The sequence below is a fragment of the Sulfitobacter marinus genome (assembly GCF_900116285.1).
Lineage (GTDB): Bacteria > Pseudomonadota > Alphaproteobacteria > Rhodobacterales > Rhodobacteraceae > Sulfitobacter > Sulfitobacter marinus.
The window spans coordinates 368,371-392,988 of the sequence record NZ_FPAJ01000001.1 but is presented as its reverse complement, the minus strand read 5'-3'; the positions used below and the strand labels follow the sequence as shown (position 1 = coordinate 392,988).

The 24,618-nt window shown below is 58.9% G+C and carries 24 protein-coding genes and 3 pseudogenes; 9 read left to right on the top strand and 18 right to left on the bottom strand.

All coding sequences use genetic code 11. The features are described 5' to 3' along the window. Positions 1-229: 229 nt before the first annotated feature. The 3 genes from BM347_RS01915 to BM347_RS01905 all read left to right on the top strand — a co-directional run bounded on the left by BM347_RS01915 (position 230) and on the right by BM347_RS01905 (position 3,756). Entirely contained in the window at positions 230-2,257 is a 2,028-nt protein-coding gene (locus BM347_RS01915; protein WP_093914722.1) for a PhoX family protein, read from the top strand. Between the two features lie 135 nt (positions 2,258-2,392). Further along, entirely contained in the window at positions 2,393-2,707 is a 315-nt protein-coding gene (locus tag BM347_RS01910) for an ArsR/SmtB family transcription factor (protein WP_093914721.1), read from the top strand. Next, complete coding sequence (locus BM347_RS01905) at positions 2,704-3,756, top strand: permease (RefSeq protein ID WP_093914720.1); 1,053 nt, start codon at positions 2,704-2,706, stop codon at positions 3,754-3,756. Before BM347_RS01910 ends, BM347_RS01905 begins: the two co-directional genes overlap by 4 nt. A 5-nt stretch (positions 3,757-3,761) precedes the next feature. Here BM347_RS01905 and BM347_RS01900 read toward each other — a convergent pair whose 3' ends face one another. Further along, positions 3,762-4,871, bottom strand: a complete 1,110-nt coding sequence (locus tag BM347_RS01900) for a zinc ABC transporter substrate-binding protein (RefSeq protein ID WP_093914719.1) — start codon at positions 4,869-4,871, stop codon at positions 3,762-3,764. Positions 4,872-4,956: 85 nt separating this feature from the next. On the opposite strand from BM347_RS01900, the gene BM347_RS01895 reads away from it, so the two are divergent. From BM347_RS01895 to BM347_RS01885, 3 genes are read left to right on the top strand one after another with little or no spacing between them, the layout of a single operon-like run. Further along, positions 4,957-5,439 (top strand): transcriptional repressor, encoded by a 483-nt coding sequence (locus BM347_RS01895; protein ID WP_093914718.1) that lies wholly within the window; start codon positions 4,957-4,959, stop codon positions 5,437-5,439. Next, positions 5,436-6,194, top strand: coding sequence for a metal ABC transporter ATP-binding protein (locus BM347_RS01890; protein ID WP_093914717.1), 759 nt, complete (start codon positions 5,436-5,438; stop codon positions 6,192-6,194). Before BM347_RS01895 ends, BM347_RS01890 begins: the two co-directional genes overlap by 4 nt. Then, positions 6,195-6,986 carry an iron chelate uptake ABC transporter family permease subunit gene (locus BM347_RS01885; RefSeq protein ID WP_093914716.1) on the top strand — a complete coding sequence of 264 codons (792 nt, stop codon included), beginning with the start codon at positions 6,195-6,197 and terminating at the stop codon, positions 6,984-6,986. 10 nt (positions 6,987-6,996) lie between these two features. Here the strand turns inward: BM347_RS01885 and BM347_RS01880 are convergent, their stop codons facing one another. From BM347_RS01880 to BM347_RS01815, 14 genes are all read right to left on the bottom strand, one after another. Next, positions 6,997-7,398 (bottom strand): RidA family protein, encoded by a 402-nt coding sequence (locus BM347_RS01880; RefSeq protein ID WP_093914715.1) that lies wholly within the window; start codon positions 7,396-7,398, stop codon positions 6,997-6,999. Positions 7,399-7,422: 24 nt separating this feature from the next. After that, entirely contained in the window at positions 7,423-8,112 is a 690-nt protein-coding gene (locus BM347_RS01875) for an ABC transporter ATP-binding protein (RefSeq protein ID WP_093914714.1), read from the bottom strand. Then, positions 8,109-8,864 carry an ABC transporter ATP-binding protein gene (locus BM347_RS01870; protein ID WP_093914713.1) on the bottom strand — a complete coding sequence of 252 codons (756 nt, stop codon included), beginning with the start codon at positions 8,862-8,864 and terminating at the stop codon, positions 8,109-8,111. The genes BM347_RS01875 and BM347_RS01870 overlap by 4 nt, the downstream gene beginning before the upstream one ends. Beyond that, the gene (locus BM347_RS01865; protein ID WP_093914712.1) at positions 8,857-9,840 is read right to left on the bottom strand and encodes a branched-chain amino acid ABC transporter permease; all 984 of its coding nucleotides are present in this window, start codon (positions 9,838-9,840) and stop codon (positions 8,857-8,859) included. The genes BM347_RS01870 and BM347_RS01865 overlap by 8 nt, the downstream gene beginning before the upstream one ends. 1 nt (position 9,841) lies before the next feature. After that, positions 9,842-10,759, bottom strand: coding sequence for a branched-chain amino acid ABC transporter permease (locus BM347_RS01860; RefSeq protein ID WP_093914711.1), 918 nt, complete (start codon positions 10,757-10,759; stop codon positions 9,842-9,844). An 84-nt stretch (positions 10,760-10,843) separates the two neighbouring features. After that, a complete protein-coding gene (locus BM347_RS01855) occupies positions 10,844-11,983 on the bottom strand; it encodes an ABC transporter substrate-binding protein (protein ID WP_093914710.1) in 1,140 nt (379 codons plus the stop codon). 88 nt (positions 11,984-12,071) lie between these two features. Continuing rightward, the gene (gene kynU, locus BM347_RS01850; RefSeq protein WP_093914709.1) at positions 12,072-13,262 is read right to left on the bottom strand and encodes a kynureninase; all 1,191 of its coding nucleotides are present in this window, start codon (positions 13,260-13,262) and stop codon (positions 12,072-12,074) included. Continuing rightward, positions 13,263-14,090 (bottom strand): tryptophan 2,3-dioxygenase, encoded by an 828-nt coding sequence (locus BM347_RS01845; RefSeq protein ID WP_093914708.1) that lies wholly within the window; start codon positions 14,088-14,090, stop codon positions 13,263-13,265. After that, a complete protein-coding gene (locus tag BM347_RS01840; protein WP_093914707.1) occupies positions 14,087-15,703 on the bottom strand; it encodes an AMP-binding protein in 1,617 nt (538 codons plus the stop codon). Before BM347_RS01840 ends, BM347_RS01845 begins: the two co-directional genes overlap by 4 nt. Positions 15,704-15,715: 12 nt before the next feature. Continuing rightward, positions 15,716-16,864, bottom strand: coding sequence for an acyl-CoA dehydrogenase family protein (locus BM347_RS01835; RefSeq protein ID WP_093914706.1), 1,149 nt, complete (start codon positions 16,862-16,864; stop codon positions 15,716-15,718). A 76-nt stretch (positions 16,865-16,940) separates the two neighbouring features. Next, positions 16,941-17,741, bottom strand: a complete 801-nt coding sequence (locus BM347_RS01830) for an enoyl-CoA hydratase family protein (RefSeq protein ID WP_093915374.1) — start codon at positions 17,739-17,741, stop codon at positions 16,941-16,943. Continuing rightward, positions 17,734-18,204, bottom strand: coding sequence for a MarR family winged helix-turn-helix transcriptional regulator (locus BM347_RS01825; protein WP_093914705.1), 471 nt, complete (start codon positions 18,202-18,204; stop codon positions 17,734-17,736). Before BM347_RS01825 ends, BM347_RS01830 begins: the two co-directional genes overlap by 8 nt. Next, on the bottom strand, positions 18,201-18,920 hold the full coding sequence (locus tag BM347_RS01820; protein WP_093914704.1) for an SDR family NAD(P)-dependent oxidoreductase: 720 nt from the start codon (positions 18,918-18,920) through the stop codon (positions 18,201-18,203). Before BM347_RS01820 ends, BM347_RS01825 begins: the two co-directional genes overlap by 4 nt. Further along, positions 18,920-21,214: a bifunctional salicylyl-CoA 5-hydroxylase/oxidoreductase gene (locus BM347_RS01815; protein ID WP_093914703.1), complete on the bottom strand. Its 2,295-nt coding sequence runs from the start codon at positions 21,212-21,214 to the stop codon at positions 18,920-18,922. The genes BM347_RS01820 and BM347_RS01815 overlap by 1 nt, the downstream gene beginning before the upstream one ends. 252 nt (positions 21,215-21,466) lie before the next feature. On the opposite strand from BM347_RS01815, the gene BM347_RS01810 reads away from it, so the two are divergent. Together BM347_RS01810 and BM347_RS01805 are read left to right on the top strand one after the other, a co-directional pair. Further along, complete coding sequence (locus BM347_RS01810; protein WP_139226438.1) at positions 21,467-22,057, top strand: TetR/AcrR family transcriptional regulator; 591 nt, start codon at positions 21,467-21,469, stop codon at positions 22,055-22,057. After that, on the top strand, positions 22,054-22,992 hold the full coding sequence (locus tag BM347_RS01805; RefSeq protein ID WP_093914702.1) for a DMT family transporter: 939 nt from the start codon (positions 22,054-22,056) through the stop codon (positions 22,990-22,992). The genes BM347_RS01810 and BM347_RS01805 overlap by 4 nt, the downstream gene beginning before the upstream one ends. A gap of 4 nt (positions 22,993-22,996) precedes the next feature. Here BM347_RS01805 and BM347_RS01800 read toward each other — a convergent pair. The 3 genes and pseudogenes from BM347_RS01800 to BM347_RS17810 form a co-directional block, all read right to left on the bottom strand. Further along, a pseudogene (locus tag BM347_RS01800) lies at positions 22,997-23,668 on the bottom strand (transposase); the annotation flags it as partial. Next, positions 23,652-24,224: pseudogene (locus tag BM347_RS01795) on the bottom strand (IS3 family transposase); the annotation flags it as partial. The pseudogenes BM347_RS01800 and BM347_RS01795, both read right to left, overlap by 17 nt. Positions 24,225-24,326: 102 nt before the next feature. Continuing rightward, positions 24,327-24,392, bottom strand: a complete 66-nt coding sequence (locus tag BM347_RS17810) for a DUF4113 domain-containing protein (RefSeq protein ID WP_093915373.1) — start codon at positions 24,390-24,392, stop codon at positions 24,327-24,329. A 64-nt stretch (positions 24,393-24,456) separates the two neighbouring features. On the opposite strand from BM347_RS17810, the pseudogene BM347_RS17795 reads away from it, so the two are divergent. Continuing rightward, positions 24,457-24,507, top strand: a pseudogene (locus tag BM347_RS17795) (hypothetical protein); the annotation flags it as partial. Between the last annotated feature and the right edge of the window lie 111 nt (positions 24,508-24,618).

Sequence of the window (24,618 nt, the reverse complement as noted above, 5' to 3'; positions counted from 1 at the left end):
AGCGCAGGTTTATCGCCAAGGCCCTGCCCGCTGCGTGCAGATATACCGCCGCGCGATGTGCAAAACGCCTTATTTGGCCGCCTGAAAAAATGTCGAAAAATTTATCGAACTCGCTGCCCGTGCCCGCCGCCGACCGCCGTTTGTCACAAAACCTTCGTTTCATTGGCACGCGGTTGTGACATACCAAAATGATGTTTCGCGGCATCACAGCAAACATGCAGGAGCAGCCATGACCCGCCATGATATCCTTAACGATCCCTCTATCGGCAATAAGGCCGAAGCGTACGAGGCCTTTGACGACATCCCCACAAACCCCAACCTTGAGCGTACGATTGGCGATGTCATCAATGCGCGCTATGGCCGCCGCGAGATCCTGCGCGGCATGTTGGGTGTGACCGCGACCACGACCCTGTTCGGCACCTCGGCCTTGGTCGCGCCCCATCAGGGCAATGCCGCCCCCGCAAGCCGCTATCGCTTTGATGAATTGGCCTGGGGCAACGACGAAACTCACCATGTGGCCGATGGTTATGACGCGCAGGTTTTGCTGCGGTGGGGCGATCCGATCACCGCCGACGCGCCCGAATTTGACGTGATGAACCAGACCGCCGCCGCGCAGTTGAAACAGTTCGGCTATAACAACGATTACGTTGGGTTTGTGCCGCTGAACGATGATGGCACGCGCGGTTTGCTTTGTGTGAACCACGAATACACCAACGAAGAGGTGATGTTCCCCGGTCTTGGCCGTCAGGACCGCGCCGGATTTTCCGGCATGACGCCTGAATTGATCGACATTGAAATGGCCGCCCATGGGGGATCGGTTGTCGAGATCGCCAAAGATGCTAGCGGCGTTTGGCAGGTCGTGCGTGACGGCAAGATGAACCGCCGCATCAGCCCGCTGGACACCGCAATGACGATCGATGGCCCCGCCGCGGGTCATGCCCGTCTGCAAACCAATGACGACCCCACCGGCACCAAGGTGATTGGCACGCTGAACAATTGCGCGGGCGGCATGACGCCATGGGGCACATGGTTAATGGCCGAAGAAAACTTTCACGGGTATTACTGGACAGATAATCTGGATGCCGACGGCAAGCCAGTGATTGATCCCACCAGCCGCGAAGCTGCCTCGCAGAAACGCTATGGCGTGCCGGGGATGTGGTACGCATGGGGTCAGAAATACGACCGCTTCAACATCGACAAAGAACCCCACGCGCCCAATAAATTCGGCTGGGTGGTCGAGGTTGACCCGATGGACCCGACATCCACCCCGATCAAACACACAGCCCTTGGCCGGTTCCGCCATGAAGGGGCCGAAACGACAGTGTCGAGCGATGGCCGTTTGGTGATCTACATGGGCGACGACAACCGCTTTGACTACCAGTATAAATACGTCTCGGGCGGCAAGGTATCCGGCGACCGCGCCGCCAATTCCAAACTGCTTAGCGATGGCACCCTCTATGTCGCGCGCTTTGAAGAGGATGGCACTGTGCTTTGGCTGCCCCTGATCCATGGTGCCGGGCCTCTGACCGCGGAAAACGGGTTCAATGACCAAGGTGACGTGATGATCGACACCCGCATTGCCGCCGATCTACTCGGCGCGACCCCCATGGACCGTCCCGAAGACGCGCAGCCGCGCGGCGATGGCACGGCCTATATCATGCTGACCAATAACACCAAACGCGGCGAAGATGACCTGAACGCCGCAAACCCCCGCGCCAAAAGCAGTTTCGGCCATATCATCGAGATCAAGGAACAGGGCGGCAACCACGCCGCGACCATGGGCACTTGGTCGATCTTGGTAAAATGTGGCGATCCCTCGCTGGCCGAGGTTGGCGCACAGTGGAACCCGGACACGTCTGAAAACGGTTGGTTCGGCAGCCCCGACAACTGCGCCATCGACGCCGATGGGCGGCTGTGGGTCAGCACCGATCAGGGCGGCAGCTGGGCCAAGACGGGCAAGTCAGACGGGCTTTATGCCGTTGAGACCGAAGGCGACGCGCGGGGCACGTCCAAGCTGTTCTTTCGCTGCCCCGTCGGTGGGGAAATGTGCGGCCCCTATTTTACCGATGATGGCGAAACCCTGTTTGTTGCGGTTCAGCATCCGGGCACGGATGGCACAAAAAACCTCGCCGGGTTCGAGCGTAACAGCACATTTGAGGACCCCGCCACCCGTTGGCCCGACTTCGATCCTGCCATGCCCCCGCGGCCGGCGGTGGTGGTCATCACCAAGCAGGGCGGCGGCAAAATCGCCGTATAACAACACCTTACCCTTCTGCATGCGCGCAGATACTAAGCCTGGGGTTCCAGCCCCGGGCTTTTTCATACGAAGGTCGTTCCACGAGCTTCATCGAATCATATTTACAAAACTAGTTTTATAGTTTTAATTGAGCGCATGACAGATCACATTAAAACCGCCCGCTCTCTCGCCGCTCTTGGCCACGACACCCGTCTGGCCGTCTTTCGCCTGCTCGTTCGCGCAGGCCATGACGGTCTGAACGTGGGCGAAATTGGCCAACATTTGGGGGCGGCCCCTTCAACTCTTGCACACCACCTTAGCGCCTTGGTCGATGCGGGGCTGGTCCTACAGACCCGTCAGGGGCGGCAAATCGTTAATCGCGTCGATTTTGACGCGATGCAGGAAACAGTGGCCTTTTTGACGTCTGAATGCTGCGTCGGGGTCACATTAAACAAGGAAGACGCCGCATGAGCGATATCACCCTCCCCCCCCGCAATCGCTATACCGATCTGCTGCATCGCATCTGGACAAACGAACGCGTGTGGCTGTTTTGCGCGGGCCTGCTGGCCGTGCTTTTCATCTTTAACCCACCGCAAGCCATCAGCAGCGCCCAATTCGCTGTGCAAAACCTGCTGAATGTCGGCCCGTTTCTGATCCTTTCAATCGGGATCGCCGCCTATGCAGGGGCGACGGGCGCGGACGGACTGATTGCGCGGGCCTTTACCGGATCGCCTGCCGTCATGATCGTGATTGCAGCCCTTGCGGGCGGGCTGTCACCGTTTTGCTCTTGCGGGGTGATCCCGTTGATTGCTGCCCTGCTGGCCATGGGTGTGCCCCTGTCCGCCGTTATGGCATTCTGGCTGGCATCGCCGGTGATGGACCCGTCGATGTTTTTGCTAACCACAGGTGTATTGGGGGTTGAGTTCGCCATAGCCAAAACCCTTGCCGCTGTGGGCCTTGGTATCTTTGGCGGCATTGTCGTACATGCCATGGGCAAAGTCGGCGGTTTGACTGATCCACTGCGCGAAGGCGTCGGCAATGGCGGCTGCGGTGCCTCCAAGGTGCGCAGCGTACAGCCGGTGGTGTGGAAATTCTGGCAGGACGATGCCCGCGTGACCAAGTTCTGGCGCGAGGCCGTCAAGACCACCTTGTTCCTTGCCAAATGGCTGACACTGGCGTTTTTGCTCGAAAGCCTGATGCTGGCGTGGGTCCCGGCCGAGCTGATCACCAGCGTCTTGGGCGGCGCAGGATTTGCCCCCATCGGTCTGGCCACGTTGGTCGGTGTACCCGCCTATCTGAACGGCTATGCAGCGCTGCCGTTGGTCGGCGGATTGATGGGCCAAGGCATGGCACCGGGTGCGGGACTTGCGTTCCTGGTCGCTGGTGGCGTCACATCTTTGCCCGCCGCCATCGCCGTGTGGGCCTTGGTCAAAAAGCCGGTATTTCTTCTCTATGTCGGCATCGCATTGGTCGGGTCACTCACCTCTGGGATATTGTTCCAGCTGTGGGTGACCCTATGAACGCGTTACTCTGACAGACACTCGGCAAAGGATGTTGCAAGCCCCTGGATCACCTCGCCATACAGCGCAGGTCCGGGGGTCAGCTCTGCGCCCAAGGGGTCAAGCGGCGCTGATTTCACGCCGCCCCCTTCGGCCAAGGCATCAACGAGGCCGGCGTTGAACTGCGGTTCGGTAAACACACAGACAGCATTGACCGATTGCACAACCTCGCGCACCTCGGCCAGCCGCGCCGCACTGGGCGCGCTGCCATCACTCAGAGAAAGCGCAGCACTCGCCTCTACGCCGAAACGTGCCTCGAAATAATGGTATGCATCGTGGAACACGGCAAAATGCCTGCCTTGCAGGGGCGTGAGCTGTGCCTGAATATCGCCCTGCAATTCAACCAGATCGGCCTGCCCCTTGGCCGCGTTGTCCGCATACAGGGTGGCGTTCTCGGGATCTAGCTGGCCAAGCGCCTCGGAGATCGCTCCAAGCCACAAGGACGCGTTAACCGGGTCAAGCCACAGATGTGGATCAATGGCTCCCGGCGCGTGGTTATGGCCATCATGGTCTGCATGATCCTCGCCATCATGTTCTGCGTGTTCTTCATGGTCGTCGTGCCCCTCATGATCATCGTGATCATCATCCTTAGCGTGATCGTCGTGGTCGTCATGATCCTCATGAGCTTCGTGATCGCCATCCTCGCCATGCGCGTCATGGTCCTCATGAGCGTCGCCCTCATGATCGTCGTGATCGTCATGGTCATCACCGTGATCATGGGCCTCAAACGCTACGCCTGCGCGGTTGGTCAACACACGGATGCCTGCAACGTCCTCAAGCTCAAGATGCAGCGCGTTGCCCGCCAAGGAGTCAATCGGCTCTTCCAGCCACGGGGTCAGCGCAGGGCCGACCCAAACCACCAAATCTGCATTGGACAGCGCGCGCGCCTCGGAAGGGCGCATGGCATAGCTATGGGGCGACGCGCCCGGCGGGATCGTCAGATCAGGCGTCCCCACCCCTGCCATCACCTGGGAAACAAGCGAATGCACAGGCGCAATATCCGTCGCCACGCGGGGAACATCGGCCCACGCAGCGGTGGACAACAGCAGCAAAGAGACAGGGGCGAGATAACGCATAAGGACACTCCGAAATGTAATAATATAACGCTTGATACAGCGAGTGTTATAACATATCAATACCCAAACTTTCAACGGAGTCACAATGGCCACCATTGGATTTGAAACCCACGATCACCACGCCTGCGTGAGCGACACAATGGCCAAGGCCGAACAACGCTGTGCCGCCCTTGATCTGCGCCTGACGCCCGTGCGTCGCCGGGTGCTGGAGCTGTTGCTGGCCGAGCATCGCGCGCATGGGGCCTATGATATCCTGGCACATCTGGCAGCCGAAGGGTTGGGCACCCAGCCCCCCGTTGCCTATCGTGCGCTGGATTTTCTGGTCAAGGCAGGCTGCGCCCACCGGATCGAAGCGCTTAATGCCTATATTGCCTGCGCTCATCTGGGTCAGGACCACACGCCGGCCTTTCTGATTTGCCGCAGCTGCCAATCGGTCGCCGAAAGCGACACAACCCTAACCGATGGCCGTCTTGGCAAAGCAGCACGCGCCGCCGGGTTTCAAATTGAACATACCGTCGTCGAGGCCCAAGGTCTGTGCCCCGCATGTCAGCCGCAGGATACCTTATGAGCCTTATTTCGGCGCAGAACCTCACCATCGTCCTGAATGGGCAGACGGTTCTGAAAAACGTGAACTTCTCGATCAATCGCGGTGAGATCGTGACCATCGTCGGCCCCAACGGGTCGGGGAAATCCAGCCTGTTGCGCGCGTTGATCGGGGCGTTAACCCCGGCCAGCGGCACTGTTACCCGCGCCGACAACCTGCGCATCGGATATGTGCCGCAAAAGCTGCAGATTGATGCCACCTTGCCGCTGACCGTGCGCGGGTTCTTGAACCTGCCCCATCGTCAGCCCCGCACTGTCGTGGAAAACGCGCTGAAAAAGGCCGGCGTCGGCGATTTGGCCAAACGGCAAATGGTTGATCTGTCCGGCGGCCAGTTTCAGCGGGTCTTGCTTGCACGTGCCCTGCTGAACGCCCCTGACATCTTGATACTGGATGAGGCGACCCAAGGGCTCGACCAGCCCGGGGCCGCCGCATTTTATCGCCAGATTGATGATGTGCGTCGCGAAATGGGCTGTGCTGTGTTGATGGTCAGCCATGATTTGCACGTGGTCATGGCCGCCTCGGACCGTGTGGTGTGCCTGAATGGGCATGTCTGCTGCGAAGGCACCCCCGAGATCGTCGCTGATGCCCCTGAATACCGCGCCCTCTTTGGGACGGGGACCCAAGGGGCCTTTGCGCTGTACCGGCACGAACACACCCATTCACATGATCACGACCCGGATCACGATCATGACCATACACATTGCGACGGGGCTCACTGAATGCTGGACGATTTTCTACTTCGCGCGGCCCTTGCCGGCGTTGGCGTGGCGCTGGCCGCAGCCCCCTTGGGTTGTTTTGTCATCTGGCGGCGCATGGCGTATTTCGGCGATGCAACTGCGCATGCCGCCCTGTTAGGGGTAGCACTTGCCCTGTCACTGGATTTGCCAGTCTTTAGCGGCGTTTTGGTTGTCGCCCTGGCGATGGCCGTCATCGTTGCCGGTCTAAACGGGCGCAATGTCAGCACCGACGCCTTGCTGGGGGTTCTGGCCCATGGCGCGCTGGCCATCGGTTTGGTGGCCGTGTCCTTGCTGCCCAATCAACGGGTTGACCTCAGCGCCTATCTGTTCGGGGAAATTCTGGCCGTCACCCGGGGCGATCTTGCGGTGATCTGGGGCGGTGCGGCGATATCCATCGGGCTGCTGGTCTGGCGTTGGCAAGCGTTGCTGTCCGCGACGTTGAACCCCGATCTGGCCACCGCAAGCGGGTTGAACCCCAAACGCGAACAACTGATCCTGACGCTGGCCCTTGCTGTCACGGTTGCCTTCGCCCTGAAGGTTGTGGGGGCGTTGTTGATTGCGGCGATGTTGATCATACCCGCCGCCACAGCACGCCCGTTTTCGCGCAGCCCCGAGACGATGGCGATCACAGCCGCGGTGATTGGGATGATCTCGACCTTGGGCGGGCTGGCCGCGTCCTTTGCATTCGACACGCCCACAGGGCCCAGCATGGTCTGCGTCGCAGCAGTCCTTTTTGCGACGTCGACGGGTATGGCGGCGATCTTCCGGCGCTAGGCCCCTGCCTTTAACCCTTTGAAATAAAGGCGGTTGCTTCGATCTCTACGCGGGCTTCATCCTCGATCAGGCCCGCGACAACGACCATTGCCATTGCCGGGAAATGCCGGCCCATCACCTCGCGGTAGGCACGACCCACCTCGGCTTGGGCGGCCAGATATTCGGCCTTGTCGGTCACATACCATGTCAAACGCATGATATCTTCGGGCACCCCGCCTGCGGCTTCGACCACATCGCGGATGTTGCGCAAGGCCTGCTTCATCTGACCGATAAAATCATGTGCCTCGAATTTCTGTTCTGCCGTCCAGCCGATTTGTCCGCCGACAAACAGATGCCCGTCCGCGCTGAGCATCCCGTTGGCATAGCCTTTGGCCGGGGCCCACCCTTCGGGCTGGATCACTTGATGAGACATTTGTTTTCCTTTTCAGACAGGCGCTTAGACGCCAAGATATTGATCGGCCACGGCAGCATCCAGGACGTCCATGCGCCCCGACCAGACAGAAGTGCCCCGTTCCAGTATAACGGCACGGTCTGCGACATGTCGCAATTCGGCCAGTGATTTATCGACAACCAGCAAAGCCAGCCCGGACTCGCGCTTGAGCGTGGCCACGGCGGCCCAGATTTCCTGACGCACGACCGGGGCCAGCCCTTCGGTCGCCTCGTCCAGCATCAGCAGCGTCGGGTTGGTCATCAACGCGCGGCCAATCGCCAGCATTTGCTGTTCGCCCCCCGACAGTGACGCCGCAATCTGATCGACGCGTTCGCCCAAGCGCGGGAACAGGGCGCAGACACGCTCAAAGTCCCACGCGCCCGGACGTGCAGCAGCGATCAGGTTCTCGTAAACGGTAAGCGGGCCGAAACAGCGCCGCCCCTCAGGCACCAGACCCAGACCGGCCTGCGCGGCCTTGTAGCTGGGCAGTGGGCCCAGATCACGGCCGTTAAACTGCACCGTGCCAGCCGATTGTTTCAGCATCCGGCAGATGACTTTGATCGTGGTGGATTTGCCCATGCCATTGCGCCCCATCAGCGCGCAGACCTCGCCAGCCTCAAGCGCCAGATCGACGCCGAACAACGCTTGGGACGGCCCGTAAGAGGCTGTAATCCCTTTAAGTTCCAGCAAGCTCATGCCGCATCCTCCGCCCCTAGATAGGCCTCTCGCACGGTGGGGTCGCGCTTGATTTCATCCGCCGTTCCAGTGGCAATCACCCGCCCGTAGACCAAAACGCTGATCCGATCCGCAAGGGCGAAAACCGCATCCATGTCATGTTCAACCAGCAAGATCGGGGCCTGCACCCGCAACGCGTCCAAGAACCCCGTGAGCCGTTTTGATCCTGACGCACCCAGCCCCGCCATCGGCTCATCCATCAAGAATACCTTGGGCTCTAGCGTCAGGGCCACGGCGACCTCAAGCAAACGGCGCTGTCCGTGGGACAAATCAGCCGTGCGTTTGGCCGCCTGATCGGTCAGCCCGACGCGTTCCAGCGCCGCCATCCCGCGATCCACTAACCTGCGGTCCTTCATCACCGGGCGGAAAAACCGCATGACGCCGCCATCATGACCCAATGCGCCCAACACCGTGTTTTGCAGCACCGTATATTCCATCGCCAACGATGAGATCTGAAACGTGCGCCCCAGCCCTGCCCGCGCGCGCGGTACGGTGCCCAAAGCGGTCACATCGCGGCCCGCAAATTCAACCGTCCCGCTATCAGAGCGTAAGCCCCCCGCGATCTGCTTGATCAACGTCGATTTGCCAGCCCCGTTCGGGCCGATCAGCGCGTGGATTTCCCCCGGCATCAACGTCAGCGACACATCATCGGTCGCCTTGAGCGCACCAAAGCTTTTGTTCAGGTGCGATAGTTTCAACAATGGATCAGTCATGTGCCACCTCACGCCCTGCGATCGTGCCAATCAGGCCGCCGCGCGCAAAAAGCACCACAAGCAGCAAAAGCAGCCCCAGATATACGTGCCAGAACTCGCTTAGCCCGCCCAAAGTATGTTCGAGCAGGATATAGAGCGCTGCGCCAGCCACGGGGCCAAACAGCCGCCCCACCCCGCCCAAGATGACGAACACCATGATCTCGCCACTGGTGTGCCAGCTGAACATCGTGGGGCTGACAAAGCGGTTAAGATCGGCAAACAGCGCCCCCGCCAATCCGGTAACGGCCCCCGAAATCACAAACGCCACCAGACGCAACCGAAACGGGGTAAGGCCCACGGTTTCCACACGCTCGGCATTTTGCCGCGCCGCCGACAGCGCCAGCCCAAAGCGTGCCTTGGCCAGACGGCCCGCACCAAACAGAACGATCGCCAGGATGCCAAAGGCGATGGCAAAGAACTGGATCGGGTCAAGGGTATTGAGCCCCGGAAATTCGTTGCGAACATAGATAGATAACCCGTCCTCGCCGCCGTAAGCAGGCCAAGAGATCGCGAAATAATACAGCATCTGACCAAAGGCGAGCGTGATCATGATAAAGTAAACGCCGGTGGTGCGCAGGCTTAGCGCGCCAATGGCGAGGGCCGCCAGCGCCGAGGTGACAATCGCAACTCCCCAGATCACCAGCATCGATTTGGTGCCCTCGATCAGAAACGGCGTTTCCATCAGCGGCGTATAGCTTTGAGCGTGGCTGGCGAGGATGCCCATAGCATAGCCCCCCAGCCCGAAAAATGCTGCGTGCCCGAGGCTGACCAGCCCGCCAAGACCGAGTGCGATATTCAGGCCAACCCCCGCGAGCGCAAGGATCGCAGCCTTGGTCGCAAGCGTGATGATAAACGGCTCATCCAGTGCGAATGCGACCAGCGCGGTGGCGGGTAGGATTGCGAATAACACAATGTTCAAAAGGGTTTCGCGGGTCATGTTACTTCCCTCCAAACAGGCCGGAGGGCTTGAACAGCAACACCCCGACCATCAAGATATAGATCGACATCGATGCCACCGCCGAGCCGACCGATGTGGCCGAGGACGCCTGCATGAATGTCCCGAAAAGCGGCGGTAGCAACACCCCGCCCAACGTGTCGGTCAACCCCACAAGGATCGACCCGACCAGCGCGCCCTTGATCGATCCGATGCCGCCGATCACGATCACTACAAAGGCAAGGATTAAAACCGGCTCGCCCATGCCGACCTGCACCGATTGAATTGCCCCCACCAGCGCACCGGCAAGCCCGGCAAGCGCCGCACCAAGGGCAAAAACCATCGTGTAAAGCCTTGAGATATCAATGCCCAAGGCGGCGATCATCTCGCGGTCCGCCTCGCCTGCGCGGATCTGAATGCCGATGCGCGTCTTCGCGATCAACCAGAAAACCCCGGCGGCAACCAGCAAGCCGACCCCGATAATCACCAAACGATATAGCGGATATAATATGCCCCCGGGCAGCATGATCGGGCCAGCCAGCGCTGCGGGCACGTCAAGAAACAGCGGGAACGAGCCAAACAGCCAACGCGTCCCTTCGGAGAAAATGAGAATAAGTGCAAAGGTGGCAAGCACCTGGTCCAGATGATCGCGGTCATAGAGACGGCGGATCACCAGCAATTCTATCAAAGCGCCAGCGGCAGCCGCAGCGGCCAGTGCGGCGACCAGTGCCAGCGCGAAAGACCCCGTCCACCCCGCCACAGCAGCGGCGGCAAAAGCGCCAACCATATACAGCGATCCATGGGCCAGATTGATCAGGCCCATCACGCCGAAAATCAGGGTCAGGCCAGCAGCCATCAGGAATAGCATCACACCGAACTGAAGCCCGTTCAGGACCTGTTCGATCAATAATATCATCGACATAAGGGGGCGTTCCTTAGGTGGGTCTGGCAGGTATCAACCTGACTGAACACGCTGCGCCAGCGAACACCGGCGCAGCGCTGTCGGTTACATTTTACAGTCAGCACCATAGACGTCTTGGTGGTCGCTGGACGCCACACCGACGATCTTGTTTGTCACGACATCACCCTCTTTGATGACCTCGCGCATGTAGATGTCTTGGATCGGGTGGTGGTTTGGCGCGAATGCAAAATCACCCCGGACCGAAGCAAAATCGGCTTCTTCCAATGCGGCTTGGAACGCGGCTGCGTCCGCGACATCTGCCTTGCCCATTGCACTTTGCAACAGCAATGCCGTGTCATAGCCTTGCGCCGCATAAAGCGATGGCAGGCGGCCATATTCGGCTTGGAAGTCCGCAACGAATTTCTTATTCGCCGCGTTGTCGATGTCCTTGGACCAGTGCGATGTGTTCTTGACGCCCAATGCAGCATCGCCAATCGCGCCCAAGATACCTTGGTCAAAGCTGAATGCCGGACCCATCACATTTTTATCGACCCCGGAACCGGCAAATTGTTTCATAAATGAAATTCCCATGCCGCCAGGAAGAAAGAAATACACCGTATCGGCATCAGATGCGCGGATTTGTGCAATTTCCGCCGCATAGTCGGTTTGGCCCAATTTGGTGTAAACCTCGCCCACAACTTCACCCTTAAAGGTGCGTTTGAACCCGGTCATACCGTCTGTGCCCGCAGGATAGTTCGGAGCCATCAGGAATACCTTTTCGATGCCGTTCTCGCTGGCCCACAAACCGCCAGCCTCGTAGAAGGCATCATTCTGCCAAGCGACGTTGAAATACAGCGGGCTGCAGCCTTTGCCGGCCAATGCCGATGGACCTGCGTTCGGGGATAAATAGAATTTGCCCTGCGCAGTCGCCGCAGGCACAACGGCCATGGCAAGGTTGGACCAGATGATACCGGTCAACACGTCGACCTTTTCAGACTGGATCAGTTTGTCGGTCAATTGCACCGCAACATCAGGTTTACGCTGGTCGTCTTCGATGACCAGTTCCAGATTTTCGTTGCCCTTGGCCGCCAGCACAAAGCCGTCGCGCACATCGATACCAAGACCGGCACCGCCACCAGACAGCGTTGTGATCATGCCGACCTTGACCTTGCCGCCATCGGCATAAGCCATGCCCGCGCCAAGCGCCGCGATCGAGGCCGCAGCAATAAGTGTTCTTAGTTTCATTGTCGTCTCCCTTGGTGTGTGGGTCTCTTTTTTGGACCCGTTTGATAATTCTACAGTGACGTTTGTGGCGGAGCGGTCAAGCAGCGCCTTATGTGACCCGGGACTTCACCTTGTATGCGTCGTCATCCCAAAGATTATTGTTCATTACGTCAGCGATAATCCTGACCGCTGCGGACACATCGGCGCTATCGATGTACAGCGGCGTAAAGCCAAAGCGCATGATGTCGGGTGCCCGGAAATCGCCGATCACGCCGCGATCAATCACCGCCTGCATTGCGGCATAGCCGTGTTCAAAGCGCCACGACACCTGCGAGCCGCGTATCGCGGCATCGCGTGGGCTGGCCAAGGTCAATGCAGGCACATCGCGTTCAATTTCCGCGATGAACTGTTCTTGCAATGCGATGGAGGCAGCCCGCAGATCGTTCATATCCACATCGGCCCAAAGCTCCATCGCGACCTCAAGTGCTGTCAGCTGGATCACCGGGGGCGTGCCCACCCGCATCCGTTCGACCCCATGTCCGGGGGCATAACTCAAATCAAATTCAAACGGTTGGCGGTGTCCCAGCCACCCAGCCAACGCAGGTTCAACCGTATCCGCCAGATCAGGACGCACATAAATAAAGCCCGGCGCGCCCGGTCCCCCGTTAAGGTATTTATAGGTACAGCCCACGGCGAATTCCGCGTTCGAGGCCGTCATATCCACGGGCAACGCGCCCGCAGAATGCGCCAGATCCCAGACCATAACAGCCCCCTTGGCATGGGCCAGTTCCGTCACCGTTTTCATGTCATGCTTGCGGCCCGTGCGGTAATCAACCTCGGTCAGCATGACCACGGCGATGTCTTCACTGATCGCATCCATGACCTCTTCGGGGGCCACAGTGCGCAGCTCGTATCCCTGCTCCAGCAGCTTTACCAGCCCTTCAGCCATATAAAGGTCAGACGGGAAATTCCCATTATCGCTTAGGATCACGCGGCGATCCTTGCGCAGTTTCAGCCCCGATGACAGCGCCTGAAAGACCTTGATCGACAGGGTGTCGCCCATGACAACCGACCCGTCGGGCGCACCAATAATGCGGGCGACCATGTCGCCAACGCGGCTGGGCTGGCCCATCCAGTCAGCCTTGTTCCAGCCCCGGATCAGCATTTCGCCCCATTCATCCGCCATCATCGCCTGCACACGCGCAGGCACAGCACGCGGCAATGGCCCCAGCGAATTACCATCAAGATAAATCACATTTTCGGGCAAAAGGAACGCGTCTTTCTTCAAAATATCAGCCACTTAAAGGGCTCCTCTCACGTGCCACAGTTCCGGGAATAATTCGACTTCAAGCATTTTGCGCAGATAGGCCACGCCGTTTGTGCCGCCCGTGCCCCGTTTAAACCCGATGATCCGCTCGACCGTGGTCACGTGGTTAAAGCGCCAGCGACGGAAATAATCTTCGAGATCAACCAGCTTTTCGGCCAGCTCGTACAATGCCCAGTATTTCGACGGGTCTTCATAGACTTGCTGCCACAGATCCTGCACCCTAGGTTGCGCATCCCAGTTGGTCTGGCCCGGCTCCCCCGCGAGGCTCTCATGCCCTAGCCCCTTGCAGAGATGGCTGATCGCAACCTGATACAGGCTGGGAAGCGCCAATTCGTCTTGCAGCGCCTTCAGCGCCTCTGGCTTGTGTTTATGGACCTGCATCAACGCACCATTGCGATTGCCCAGCAGGTATTCGACCAGACGGTATTGATGCGACTGAAACCCGCTGGAATTACCCAAAGACGGGCGAAATGCGGTGTATTCACTGGGCGTCATTGTGCGCAGCACATCCCAGGCGCTGTTAAGTTGTTCAAAAATCCGCGCCACCCGCGACAGCATCTTGAACGCCGAAGCCAGATCATCCGTCAGCATAACCTGCCGTGCGGCTTGCAGCTCGTGAATCGCCAGCCGCATCCACAGCTCTGAGGTCTGATGCTGCACGATAAACAGCATCTCGTCATGGGCGTCACTTAGCGGGTGTTGCGCCGTCAGGATCGCATCAAGCCCCAGATAATCACCATAGGACATGTCCTTGGCAAAATCCATTTTCGCCCCTTCAGAGGCTTCGTCAAAACTACTCACTGTTTTTCCCTTAGCGCGAAACGCTGTATTTTGCCTGTAGCGGTTTTTGGTAAAGCATCGACAAACTGAATGTCTCGTGGATATTTGAACGGTGCGATACTGGCCTTAACATGATCCTGCAACAGCTTGATTGTGCTTTCATTTTTCGTTGCATCATTGGCCAGAACAACATGTGCCTGTACGATCGATCCGCGCTGTTCGTCGGGCTTTGCCACCACGGCACATTCCAACACAGACGGGTGCGCCAGCAGCGCCGCCTCGACCTCGGGACCAGCGATGTTGTACCCAGACGAGATAATCATATCATCGTTGCGCGCGGCAAAATGCAGGTATCCATCATCGTCCATGCTAAAGCTGTCACCGGTGATGTTCCAACCATCTTTGACGTAAACCGCTTGCCGTTCATCCGCGAGATAGCGGCATCCGGTGGGCCCTTGCACAGCCAAATGCCCCACCTCCCCGCGCGGTAATTCCTGGCCACCCGCATCGACAACCCTGACCCGATATCCCGTAACGGGCTTGCCGGTGCATGCCGCACGATGGTCGTTAAAGCGGTTCGAAATAAAGATGTGCAACATCTCCGTCGCGCCAATGCCATCCAGCATCGGCTTGCCGGTCTTCTCCTGCCATTCATGGTAAACAGGCGCGGGCAAAGTTTCACCAGCGCTGACAGCAGCACGGAGGCTCGACAAATCGGCACCGCCGTCCATCGCCACCAACATCGCGCGATAGGCCGTGGGCGCGGTAAAACACACGGTCGCTTTGTATTTCTCAATGATTTCAATCATATTCGGCGGCGACGCTGTTTCAAGCAACGTCGCAGCCGCGCCAAACCGCAACGGGAAAATCGCCAACCCGCCCAAGCCAAAGGTAAATGCCAAGGGCGGCGATCCGACGAAAACATCCTCTGGCGTGACGTTTAAAACTTCGCGGGCGTAGCCGTCAGCGATAATCAGCAAGTCCCGGTGAAAATGCATCGTCGCCTTGGGGCTGCCCGTCGTGCCTGAGGTAAAGCCAAGCAGTGCCACATCATCAACAGCCGTATCAACCGCCTGAAACTGCACCGGTTTTTCCAGCGCAAGCCGGTCCAGTTCAGCATCATGGTTGCTGGTCCCGTCGAACCCCACCACAGATTTCAAAAACCGGGATGTTTTGGCGCAGGCCGTCATCTCGTCCATCAACCGCGTGTCGCATATCGCGTGACTGATCTCGGCCTTGTCGACAATCGCCGTTAACTCTCCAGCACGGAGCATCGGCATCGTGTTCACCACCACGGCACCCGCCTTGGTCGCGGCCAGCCAACAGGCCACCATCGCAGGGTTGTTTGCCGACCGGATCAACACCCGATTGCCCGGCTCCACGCCTAAGTCCTCGACCATCGCGCGCGCCAGCTTGTTGGTCCAATCGGCCATCTCTTTATAGCTGCGTCTGCGCCCGTTACCGATCAGGGCCGTATGGTCACCAAACCCTTTTTCCACCATTTTATCAGTAATTTCAACGGCAACGTTCAATCGATCTGGATACTCAAAACCGTCGAGTATCAAATCCGGCCAGCTGTCCAATGGCGGCAGATTGTCTCGTGAAAAGCTATCGACATGTGCTGACGGCTGCATATCTAAATCCCCTTACATCGCACCAATGGTTTGACGCGCAATCACGACCCGCTGCACGTCCGATGCGCCTTCATAGATGCGCAACGCTCTGATTTCGCGGTACAGGCTTTCCACCATCATACCGTGGCGAACCCCGTCGCCCCCGAACAGTTGCACGGCCTTGTCGATCACAATCTGCGCATGGTCTGTGGCAAACAGCTTGGCCATCGCTGCCTCGCGGGTGACCCGCGGCGCGCCTTGATCTTTCAGCCATGCCGCGCGGTAAATCAGCAAGGCCGATGCATCCACATCCACGGCCATATCCGCAATGTGCCCCTGCACCATCTGTAAATCCGCCAGCGGTTTGCCCTGTACCTGACGCGCAGTGACCCGTTGCAGCGCCTCGTCCAAGGCCCGACGGGCAAAGCCCAAAGCCGCCGCCGCGACTGTCGAGCGGAACACATCCAGCACCGACATCGCAATGGCAAACCCCTGCCCCGGCGCGCCCAACATTGCAGACGCTGGTACCCGGCAATCGGTAAACCGCAAGGTCGCCAGGGGATGCGGCGCAATCACCTGCAACCGCTCGGCAACCTCGAACCCCTGCAAACCCGCAGGCAAGATAAACGCCGACAACCCACGCGCACCCGGCGCTTCGCCCGTTCTGGCAAACAAGGTGTAAACATCCGCGATGCCACCGTTGGATATCCAGGTTTTCTCGCCGTTCAGAATATAGTCATCACCGTCACGAACTGCTGTCATGGTGGAATTCGCAACGTCCGATCCAGACTGCGGCTCGGTCAAAGCAAAGGCAGAGATCGCCGCGCCCGACCGCGTCTTCGGCAGCCACTCAGCTTGCTGCTCTGGCGTGCCGAACAGACTGGTGGCCCCCGTCCCAAGCCCCTGCATGGCAAAGGAAAAATCAGCCAACCCATCATGGCGCGCCAATGTTTCGCGGATCAGACACAAGCTGCGCACGTCCAACGCCTCGCCTGCTTGCGCACCCGAATACTGCAGCCAACCACCCGCGCCCAACATCGCCACCAGCGACCGGCATGCTGCATCGGTATCGCTATGATCTACGCCAGCCAAAGCCCCTGCCGCCCATGCGTCCAAATCATCCGCCAAGGCCCGATGCCGATCCTCAAAGAACGGCCAATCCAAAAAACTGCGATCAGACATTGAACACCGCCCTCTTGTTCATTTTGCCAAGTAAACTCCCGCCGGAGGCTCCCGTACTCACATCAAACACCATCGCTCAGTTTCCCTCAAACACGGGCCGCTGCTTGGCGACAAAGGCGTTGTAGGCGCGTTCAAAATCACCGGTTTGCATGCAAATTGCCTGAGCCTGCGCCTCTGCCTCAATCGCTTGTTCAATCGACATGGACCATTCCTGCGCCAGCATCGTCTTGGTCATCATGTGGGCGAAATTCGGACCTGACTGGATTTGCTGCGCCAGTTTCAGCGCTTCAGCTTCCAATGTATCACCATCGACCAGACGGTTGAAAAATCCCCAGCGTTCGCCCTCATCTGCCGACATCGACCGCCCCGTATACAGCAGTTCAGCGGCGCGGGTCTGGCCGATCACGCGGGGTAAAATCGCGCAGGCCCCCATGTCGCACCCGGCGAGGCCAACACGTGTGAACAAGAACGCCGTCTTGGCCTCGGGCGTGGCGACCCGCAAATCGGATGCCATCGCGATGATCGCGCCCGCGCCGACACAAATCCCGTCAACCGCCGCGATGACTGGCTTGCCGCAGTTCACAATGGCCTTGACCAGATCGCCGGTCATGCGGGTAAAGCGCAGCAGCTCTTTCATATTCATGCGGGTCAGCGGTCCGATGATGTCATGCACATCCCCGCCCGAGCTGAAATTCCCGCCGTTTGACCCGAAAATCACCACGTCTACGTCATCTGCATAGACCAGATCGCGGAACCAGTCGCGCAGCTCGGCATAGCTGTCAAAGGTCAGCGGGTTCTTGCGATCAGGCCGGTCCAAACGCACCGTGGCAATCCCGTCTTTGATCTCGCAAAGAAAGTGTTTCACGTCGCTACGCATGGCTTGGGTCATCTAATTCTTCCTTATTTTCAGCGGCTTGAGCCACTGCTATCAGTTGTGCGGCCATCTGGCGGGCATCTGCCGCGCTGATGCCGTGCAGCATATCGTTGATCCACCCCTCATGGGCGCTGGCTTGCTCTGCGAATTCGGCGTTCCCGGCCGCTGTCAGCCGCAGGATCATGGCGCGGCGGTCCCCGGGAACGGGTACGCGCTCCACCAGCCCCTCTTCGGCGAGCCGGTCGGCGATACCCGTGACATTGCCGTTGGACACGCGCAGCACGCCTGAAAGCTGGCTCATCTTCAATCCTTCGGGATGGCGCGACAAGGCGGCCATCACGTCAAAACGTGGCAAGGTGGTTTTGAACTCAAGCCGCAGCTTATCGCGCAAGTGCCCGTCAACATGGCGGGTCAGGCCCAGCAGGCGCAGCCACAGGCGCAGGCGGTCTTTTGACGCGGTTGTCATATCTCGCCGCCCGAAACCGACAGCGCATGCCCATTAACCATCGATGCGCCGGGCGAGGCTAGGAATGCCACAGCTGCCACCACCTCGTCGGTGGTGATCATGCGCCGCATCGGGTTGCCCCCGACCACCATTTTTTCCGCCTTTTCACGCGGGATATCAAAGCGCGTCATCACATTGGTGACCGCCGTTTGGCCCATATCGGTATCCACAAACCCCGGGCAGACTGCGTTGCAGGTGATGCCGTCACGGGCGACTTCCTTGGCCAGCGCACGCACCAGCCCCAACACCCCATGCTTTGCCGCCACATAGGCCGAGATATTTGGCCCCCCCTGCAACCCCGCGGTCGAGGCGATGGCAATCAACCGCCCGCCTGCCTGCATCCCGGCCAGCGCGGCGCGGAAGGTCAGGAATGTACCGGTCAGGTTCACATCCAATGTCGATTGCCAGTCGGCCAGCGTCATGTCGCGCAACTTGGCAGGTGTGCCCGCCCCTGCGTTGGCAATTACAATGTCATAGGGCGCGTCAAATAACGCCTGAACCGCAGCCTCATTGGTCACATCCAACGCACGGCATGTCATTCCGCGGCCGCCATCGGTTTCCTCCAACGCCTCCATCCGGCGGCCCGCAATGGTAACATCGGCACCGTCCTGCGCAAAATGTCGTGCGATCGCGCGCCCGATGCCCGAACCACCCCCTGTAACAAGTACTCTGACCATCAGACACGTCCTCCCATTTCTGCGGCGCGGTCGGCATTACGCCACGCCTGATCACGCCCTGCCTCATAAGGTTTGGGCCAGACCGCCTGACGGTCACCAATCGCGGCCCCCTCGTGCAAGGTCCAATAAGGGTCAGCCAGATGCGCCCGCGCAAGGCACACCAGATCGGCGCGCCCGGCCATCAGGATTGAATTCACGTGATCGGCCTCGAATATATTGCCCACCGCCATCGTCTTGATCCCGCCATCGTTGCGGATGCGGTCCGAGAACGGCGTTTGGAACATGCGGCCATAGACCGGTTTGGCCTGGGTCGAGGTTTGTCCGGCGGATACGTCGATGATATCGGCCCCTGCCTTGTCAAACATCGCTGCAATTTCAACGGCTTCTTCAGGGGTCACACCATCATCACCCGCCCAGTCATTCGCTGAAATACGCACTGCCATCGGCTTGTCCTGCGGCCAGACTGCGCGCATCGCGGCGAATACCTCCAAAGGATAGCGCATGCGGTTTTTCAGCGATCCGCCGTATTCATCATCGCGTACGTTCGACAGCGGAGAAATAAAGGACGAAATCAGATAGCCATGGGCGGCGTGCAGTTCAATCATGTCGAACCCGGCACGGTCCGCCATCTGTGTCGCGGCCACAAACTCGGCCTTGAGCGCATCCATATCGGCGCGCGTCATCGCCTTGGGTGTCGCATTTTCATCTGACCACGGGATCGCAGAGGCGGACAACAGCGGCCAGTTCCCCGATGGCAAAGGCGCATCCATGGTCTCCCAGCCCACCTGCGTGGACCCTTTGCGCCCGGCATGACCGATTTGGCAGCAGATTTTTGCAGGTGTTTCGGCATGCACGAAATCCGTCAGCCGCGTCCAAGCGACCTCATGCTCTGGCGCGTAAAGGCCGGGACAGCCCGGTGTAATCCGCCCCTCGGCCGAAACGCATGTCATCTCGGTATAGACCAACCCTGCCCCGCCCTTGGCGCGTTCACCATAATGGATCAAATGCCAATCGGTTGGCGTGCCTTCGACCGCCTTGTACTGCGCCATCGGCGACACCACGATGCGGTTCTCCAACGTCATATCGCGCAGTTGGAACGGTGCAAACATCGGCGCGCGGGCGGGCAGATTGCTACCTGCGCCCGCTTGATCCATGAACCACGCCTCGGCCCCGCCCAGCCATTGCGGATCGCGTTCACGCAGGTTTTCATGGCTGATGCGCTGGCTGCGGGTCAGCATCGAATAGTTCAATTGCACCGGATCAAGGTCCAGATAGCGCTCCACATCCTCGAACCACTCGACCGAATTGCGGGCCGCCGATTGCAGACGCAAAACCTCGAGACGGCGCGCCTCTTCGTATTTCGCGAACGCCGATTTCAGATCCGTATCATCGGTCACATGCTTGGCCAGAGAAATCGCGGATTCCAGCGCCAGCTTGGTCCCCGACCCGATCGAAAAATGCGCGGTAGCCGAAGCATCGCCCAACAGAACGACGTTCTCGTGGCTCCATTTCTCGCAGAGAACGCGGGGGAATTTGATCCAGGCAGACCCACGGATATGGCCCGCGTTGGTCATCAACTTATGCCCGCCCAGGTGATCTTTGAATATTTCCTCGCAGACAGCGATGCTCTCTTCTTGGCTCATCTCACCAAAACCGAACGCGTCGTAGGTTTTTTGCGAGCATTCCACGATGAAGGTCGCCGTGTCGGGGTCAAATTGATAGGCGTGCACCCACACCCAGCCCTTGTCGGTTTTTTCAAAGATAAAGGTAAAGGCATCATCGAATTTCTGATGTGTGCCCATCCAGACAAACGGGCAGCGCCGTACATCAATGTCGGGTTTAAAAATGCCCTGAAACTCAAGCCGTGTTTTCGAATTCAACCCGTCGCAGGCCACCACCAGATCATAGTCGTCCATGTAAGCTGACGCCGATTTCACCTCGGTCTTGAACTGAAGGTTCACGCCGAGGGCCCGCGCGCGTTCCTGCAAGATCAGCAGCAGTTTCTTGCGCCCGATCCCGCAGAACCCATGCCCCGAGGACGTGATCACCTGCCCCTTGTGGTGCAGTGCGATATCATCCCAATAGGCGAAATGGCTGCGTATTTCAGCGGCGCTGATGGAATCGTTTTGTTCAAGGTTATCAAGCGTTTCATCGGACAGAACGACGCCCCAGCCAAAGGTATCATCGGGCTTGTTGCGTTCAAGAACGGTCACATCCGCATCGGGCTGACGCAGCTTGAGAGAGATGGCAAAATACAACCCCGCGGGCCCACCACCCAAACATATCGCCCGCATAACGCCACTCCCCATTCTGCCGATATCGATGACGGTAGAGTGAGTCGTTTATTATTTCAAGTATAGATATTTTAATCTTAAAGTATTTATTCCACCGCGCAAATTTTATGCGGAAACTACCGCGCGGCGAATGGAAAGCCGTCATACTCAGTTTTTATGCAGCCATAGCTTGCGTAAGCAAAGCCCACTGTCATGCATTGACACATCCAATAATATAGATAGACCAGTCTACCTATTTATCGCGAGGTCAGAATGCCACCACCATCGAAACATCAAGGCGCAAGCGCGCGGGATCGGTTGCTCAACGCAGCAGCGGTGTTGTTCTATAACGATGGCATTGCCGCCACCGGGATCGACGCAATCACCGCACGTGCGGGCGTTGCAAAGCAAAGCCTTTACAATAACTTCGCGTCCAAATCTGATCTGGTGACCACATATATTGAACAGCGTCATGATGAATGGCTGGCCCTTTATGCCGCCCGCGCGGCAGCGGCACACCACCCCAAAGACATAATAATCGCGGTCTTTGACGCCTATGATGACCACGCGACATTCGCCTATGAACGCGGCTTTCGCGGCTGCGGCCTGCTTAATGCCGCCGCTGAACTGGGCGCGGGTGATGCGGGCCGCAAAGCGGTGCGCCGACATAAGGAACAGGTCGAGGAGATATTGCACAACCAGCTCTCGCAGCTTCTGCCCGATGACGCAGGGCGTGCCGAAACGCTGGCCGCACATCTGGCCTTTTTACTTGAGGGCGCAATGACCCGCGCCGGGCTAGAGGGGGATGCAAACCGTCTGCGCAGCGCGCGCGCCATGGCCCGAGATATGCTGGCGCGTCTATGACCTCCGCCCCATCGAACGGCCCCGCCCCATCCAGCCCGCAACCCCGGCAGACAATCGGTGCCCTCTTTTGCCTGTTCGCAGCGATCGCTTGGGGCACGACCGGGACAGCCGCCACATTCGCCCCCGGGGTCAGCCCGCTTGCGATCGGAGCCGCGGCCATGGGGATCGGCGGCGCGCTTCAGGCTTTGATCGCATACAAAGGCATCTGGACCCATCGGGCAGCGCTGCGGCGCGAGCGGATGGCATTGCTGGTCGGGGCCGTTTCTGTGGCGATCTATCCGTTAGCTTTCTACGCCTCCATGCGCCTTGCGGGTGTGACGGTGGGCACGGTGATCTCAATCGGGTCCGCGCCGCTGATCTCAGCGCTGATCGAATACGCGCTTGATGGCCGCCGCCTGACCGTTCGCTGGGCCATTGGGGCTGCCATCGGTCTTGGCGGCATCGGACTGCTCAGCTTGTCCGAGAGTGGCCATGGCACGGCAAGCAACGTCCCCTTGGGCGCACTCCTCGGCCTCGTGGCGGGGGGCACCTATGCGCTGTATTCATGGACGGCCCAACGGATGATGCGCCGCGATTTACCGCCGCGCGTCGCCATGGGCGCGACCTTTGGCCTTGGCGGATTGCTGCTGTTGCCCGTCCTGTTGATCACCGGCGCATCCTTTCTGGACAGCGCGGGCAATCTGGCGGTCGGGCTTTACATGGCACTGGTCCCGATGTTCTTGGGCTACCTCGCCTTTGGCGCAGGCCTGGCCCGCGTGCCCGCCAGCATGGCCACAACCATCACCCTGTTCGAGCCCGTGGTGGCCGCCGTCCTAGCCGTTTACGTGGTCGGTGAAACGCTGCCAGCGCTTGGATGGCTGGGTGTCGCACTGATCGTCGCATGTCTGCTGTGGACCACGCTACCTTGGCCGCGCAGGAAGGTTCTGGCGGCGTGAGGCTTTAGTTAGTTTGTACGGGAGGATTATCGGCCCTGCCTGAGCTCAGGATTCCTAACCCGAAGATAACGGTTGCTGCGAGAGCGATTGCGGGGAGGAAGACGGTTGGGGATCTGTTGTAGCGGGTTGCGACGCGACGCCAGTCTTTGATCCTGTTAAACATTCGCTCAATCCGGTTGCGCCTTTTGTAGCGGCGCTTGTCGTATTTGACGGTCCTTGTGCGTGACTTGCGTCCTGGGATGCAGGGCTTTGTTCCGTTGTCTGTAAGGGTATCGCGGAGCCGTTGAGCATCTGACATCAAAGCCGCCGCTCCAGTGTAATCGCTGACTTGCCCTGCGATGATAAAGAAGCGGACTGGGCGAGCAATGGTGTCGGTAACTGCATACAGTTTGGTGTTCATACCACCTTTGGTATGCCCAATCAGGCGTCCACGCCCCCTTTTTAACCGCAGGCTGGACGCCGTACGATGTGCTTTCAGGTAGGTGGCGTCGATTGAGAGGGTCTTGTTGTCGGGGTCCCGCTCAGCCAGCCCGATCATGATCAGGGCAAACACGCCCATATCAGTCCAGCGCTTCCAACGGTTATACAGGGTCTTTGGTGTGCCATGCTCGGCAAGCGCGCCGCACCACCTTAACCCATTGATAATGATGAAGATCACACCCTTCAAAATGCACCTTGAACCCGTGCTGGCGCAGGATTTTCTGATAATCGTGTGAACAGTATTGCGACCCGCGATCCGTGTGGTGGATGCTGCCTCTGGACGGTGTTCTGAACGCAATGGCCATTTTCAACGCACGGATCGCCAAGTCCCGTTTCATTCGATTGCTGACCGCCCAGCCAATGACACGGCGTGAATGCAGGTCCAGAATCACGGCAAGATACAACCATCCCTCGCGTGTCCAGACATAACTGATATCACCCGCCCATTTCTGGTTGGACGCGTTGGCGGTGAAGTCACGACCCAACAGGTTCGGCGCAATGTTGAACTTGTGATCGCTGTCGGTCGTCACCTTATGTTTGCGCGTTCGTACAACGGATATACCGTTCTGGCGCATCAATCGGGCCACCACTGACCGACAGTTGATTGCAACGCAATCGATATGAAAGGGGCGGCGGTGTCCGACGTCCAAGCCGATTTCCTTCAGCTCTTCCGTCATCCGTAGCTTGCCGTAGCTGCCCAAGCTGAGACGAGATTGTTCTTTGAGATATGCCAACGTGACGAGCAATTTCCGCCAAAGCGGCGAGTGCTTCTTATGTAGTTCAGCTAAACCGACAGTTAGTGGTTCCGGCGATGATGTGGCGCTTTCAGCGTCGTCGGAACTTCCGAAACGCCATCACCGTACGACAGGCAGAGCCTCCATACGCGTGGTATACCGTGGGCTGCGATGGTCTGCGCGGATGCAAGGGCCGAAAGAAGATTACGCCAAAGGCGAGGAGATCGCCAAGGTCATCTGAGCACCGGTAATGCGATCCCACCGTGTGACGGTCGAGAAAATGGCCCTGCTTGAACCGGGCCTGTCAGAAGCGCTTTGCGCCTCGCTGCTGCTGATGATAAAGGAGGGGATCGACGGAAGTCGTCGCCCGCGGTGTCGACTGGCAGGCCGCGACGGATTTCCTGTTGGCGCA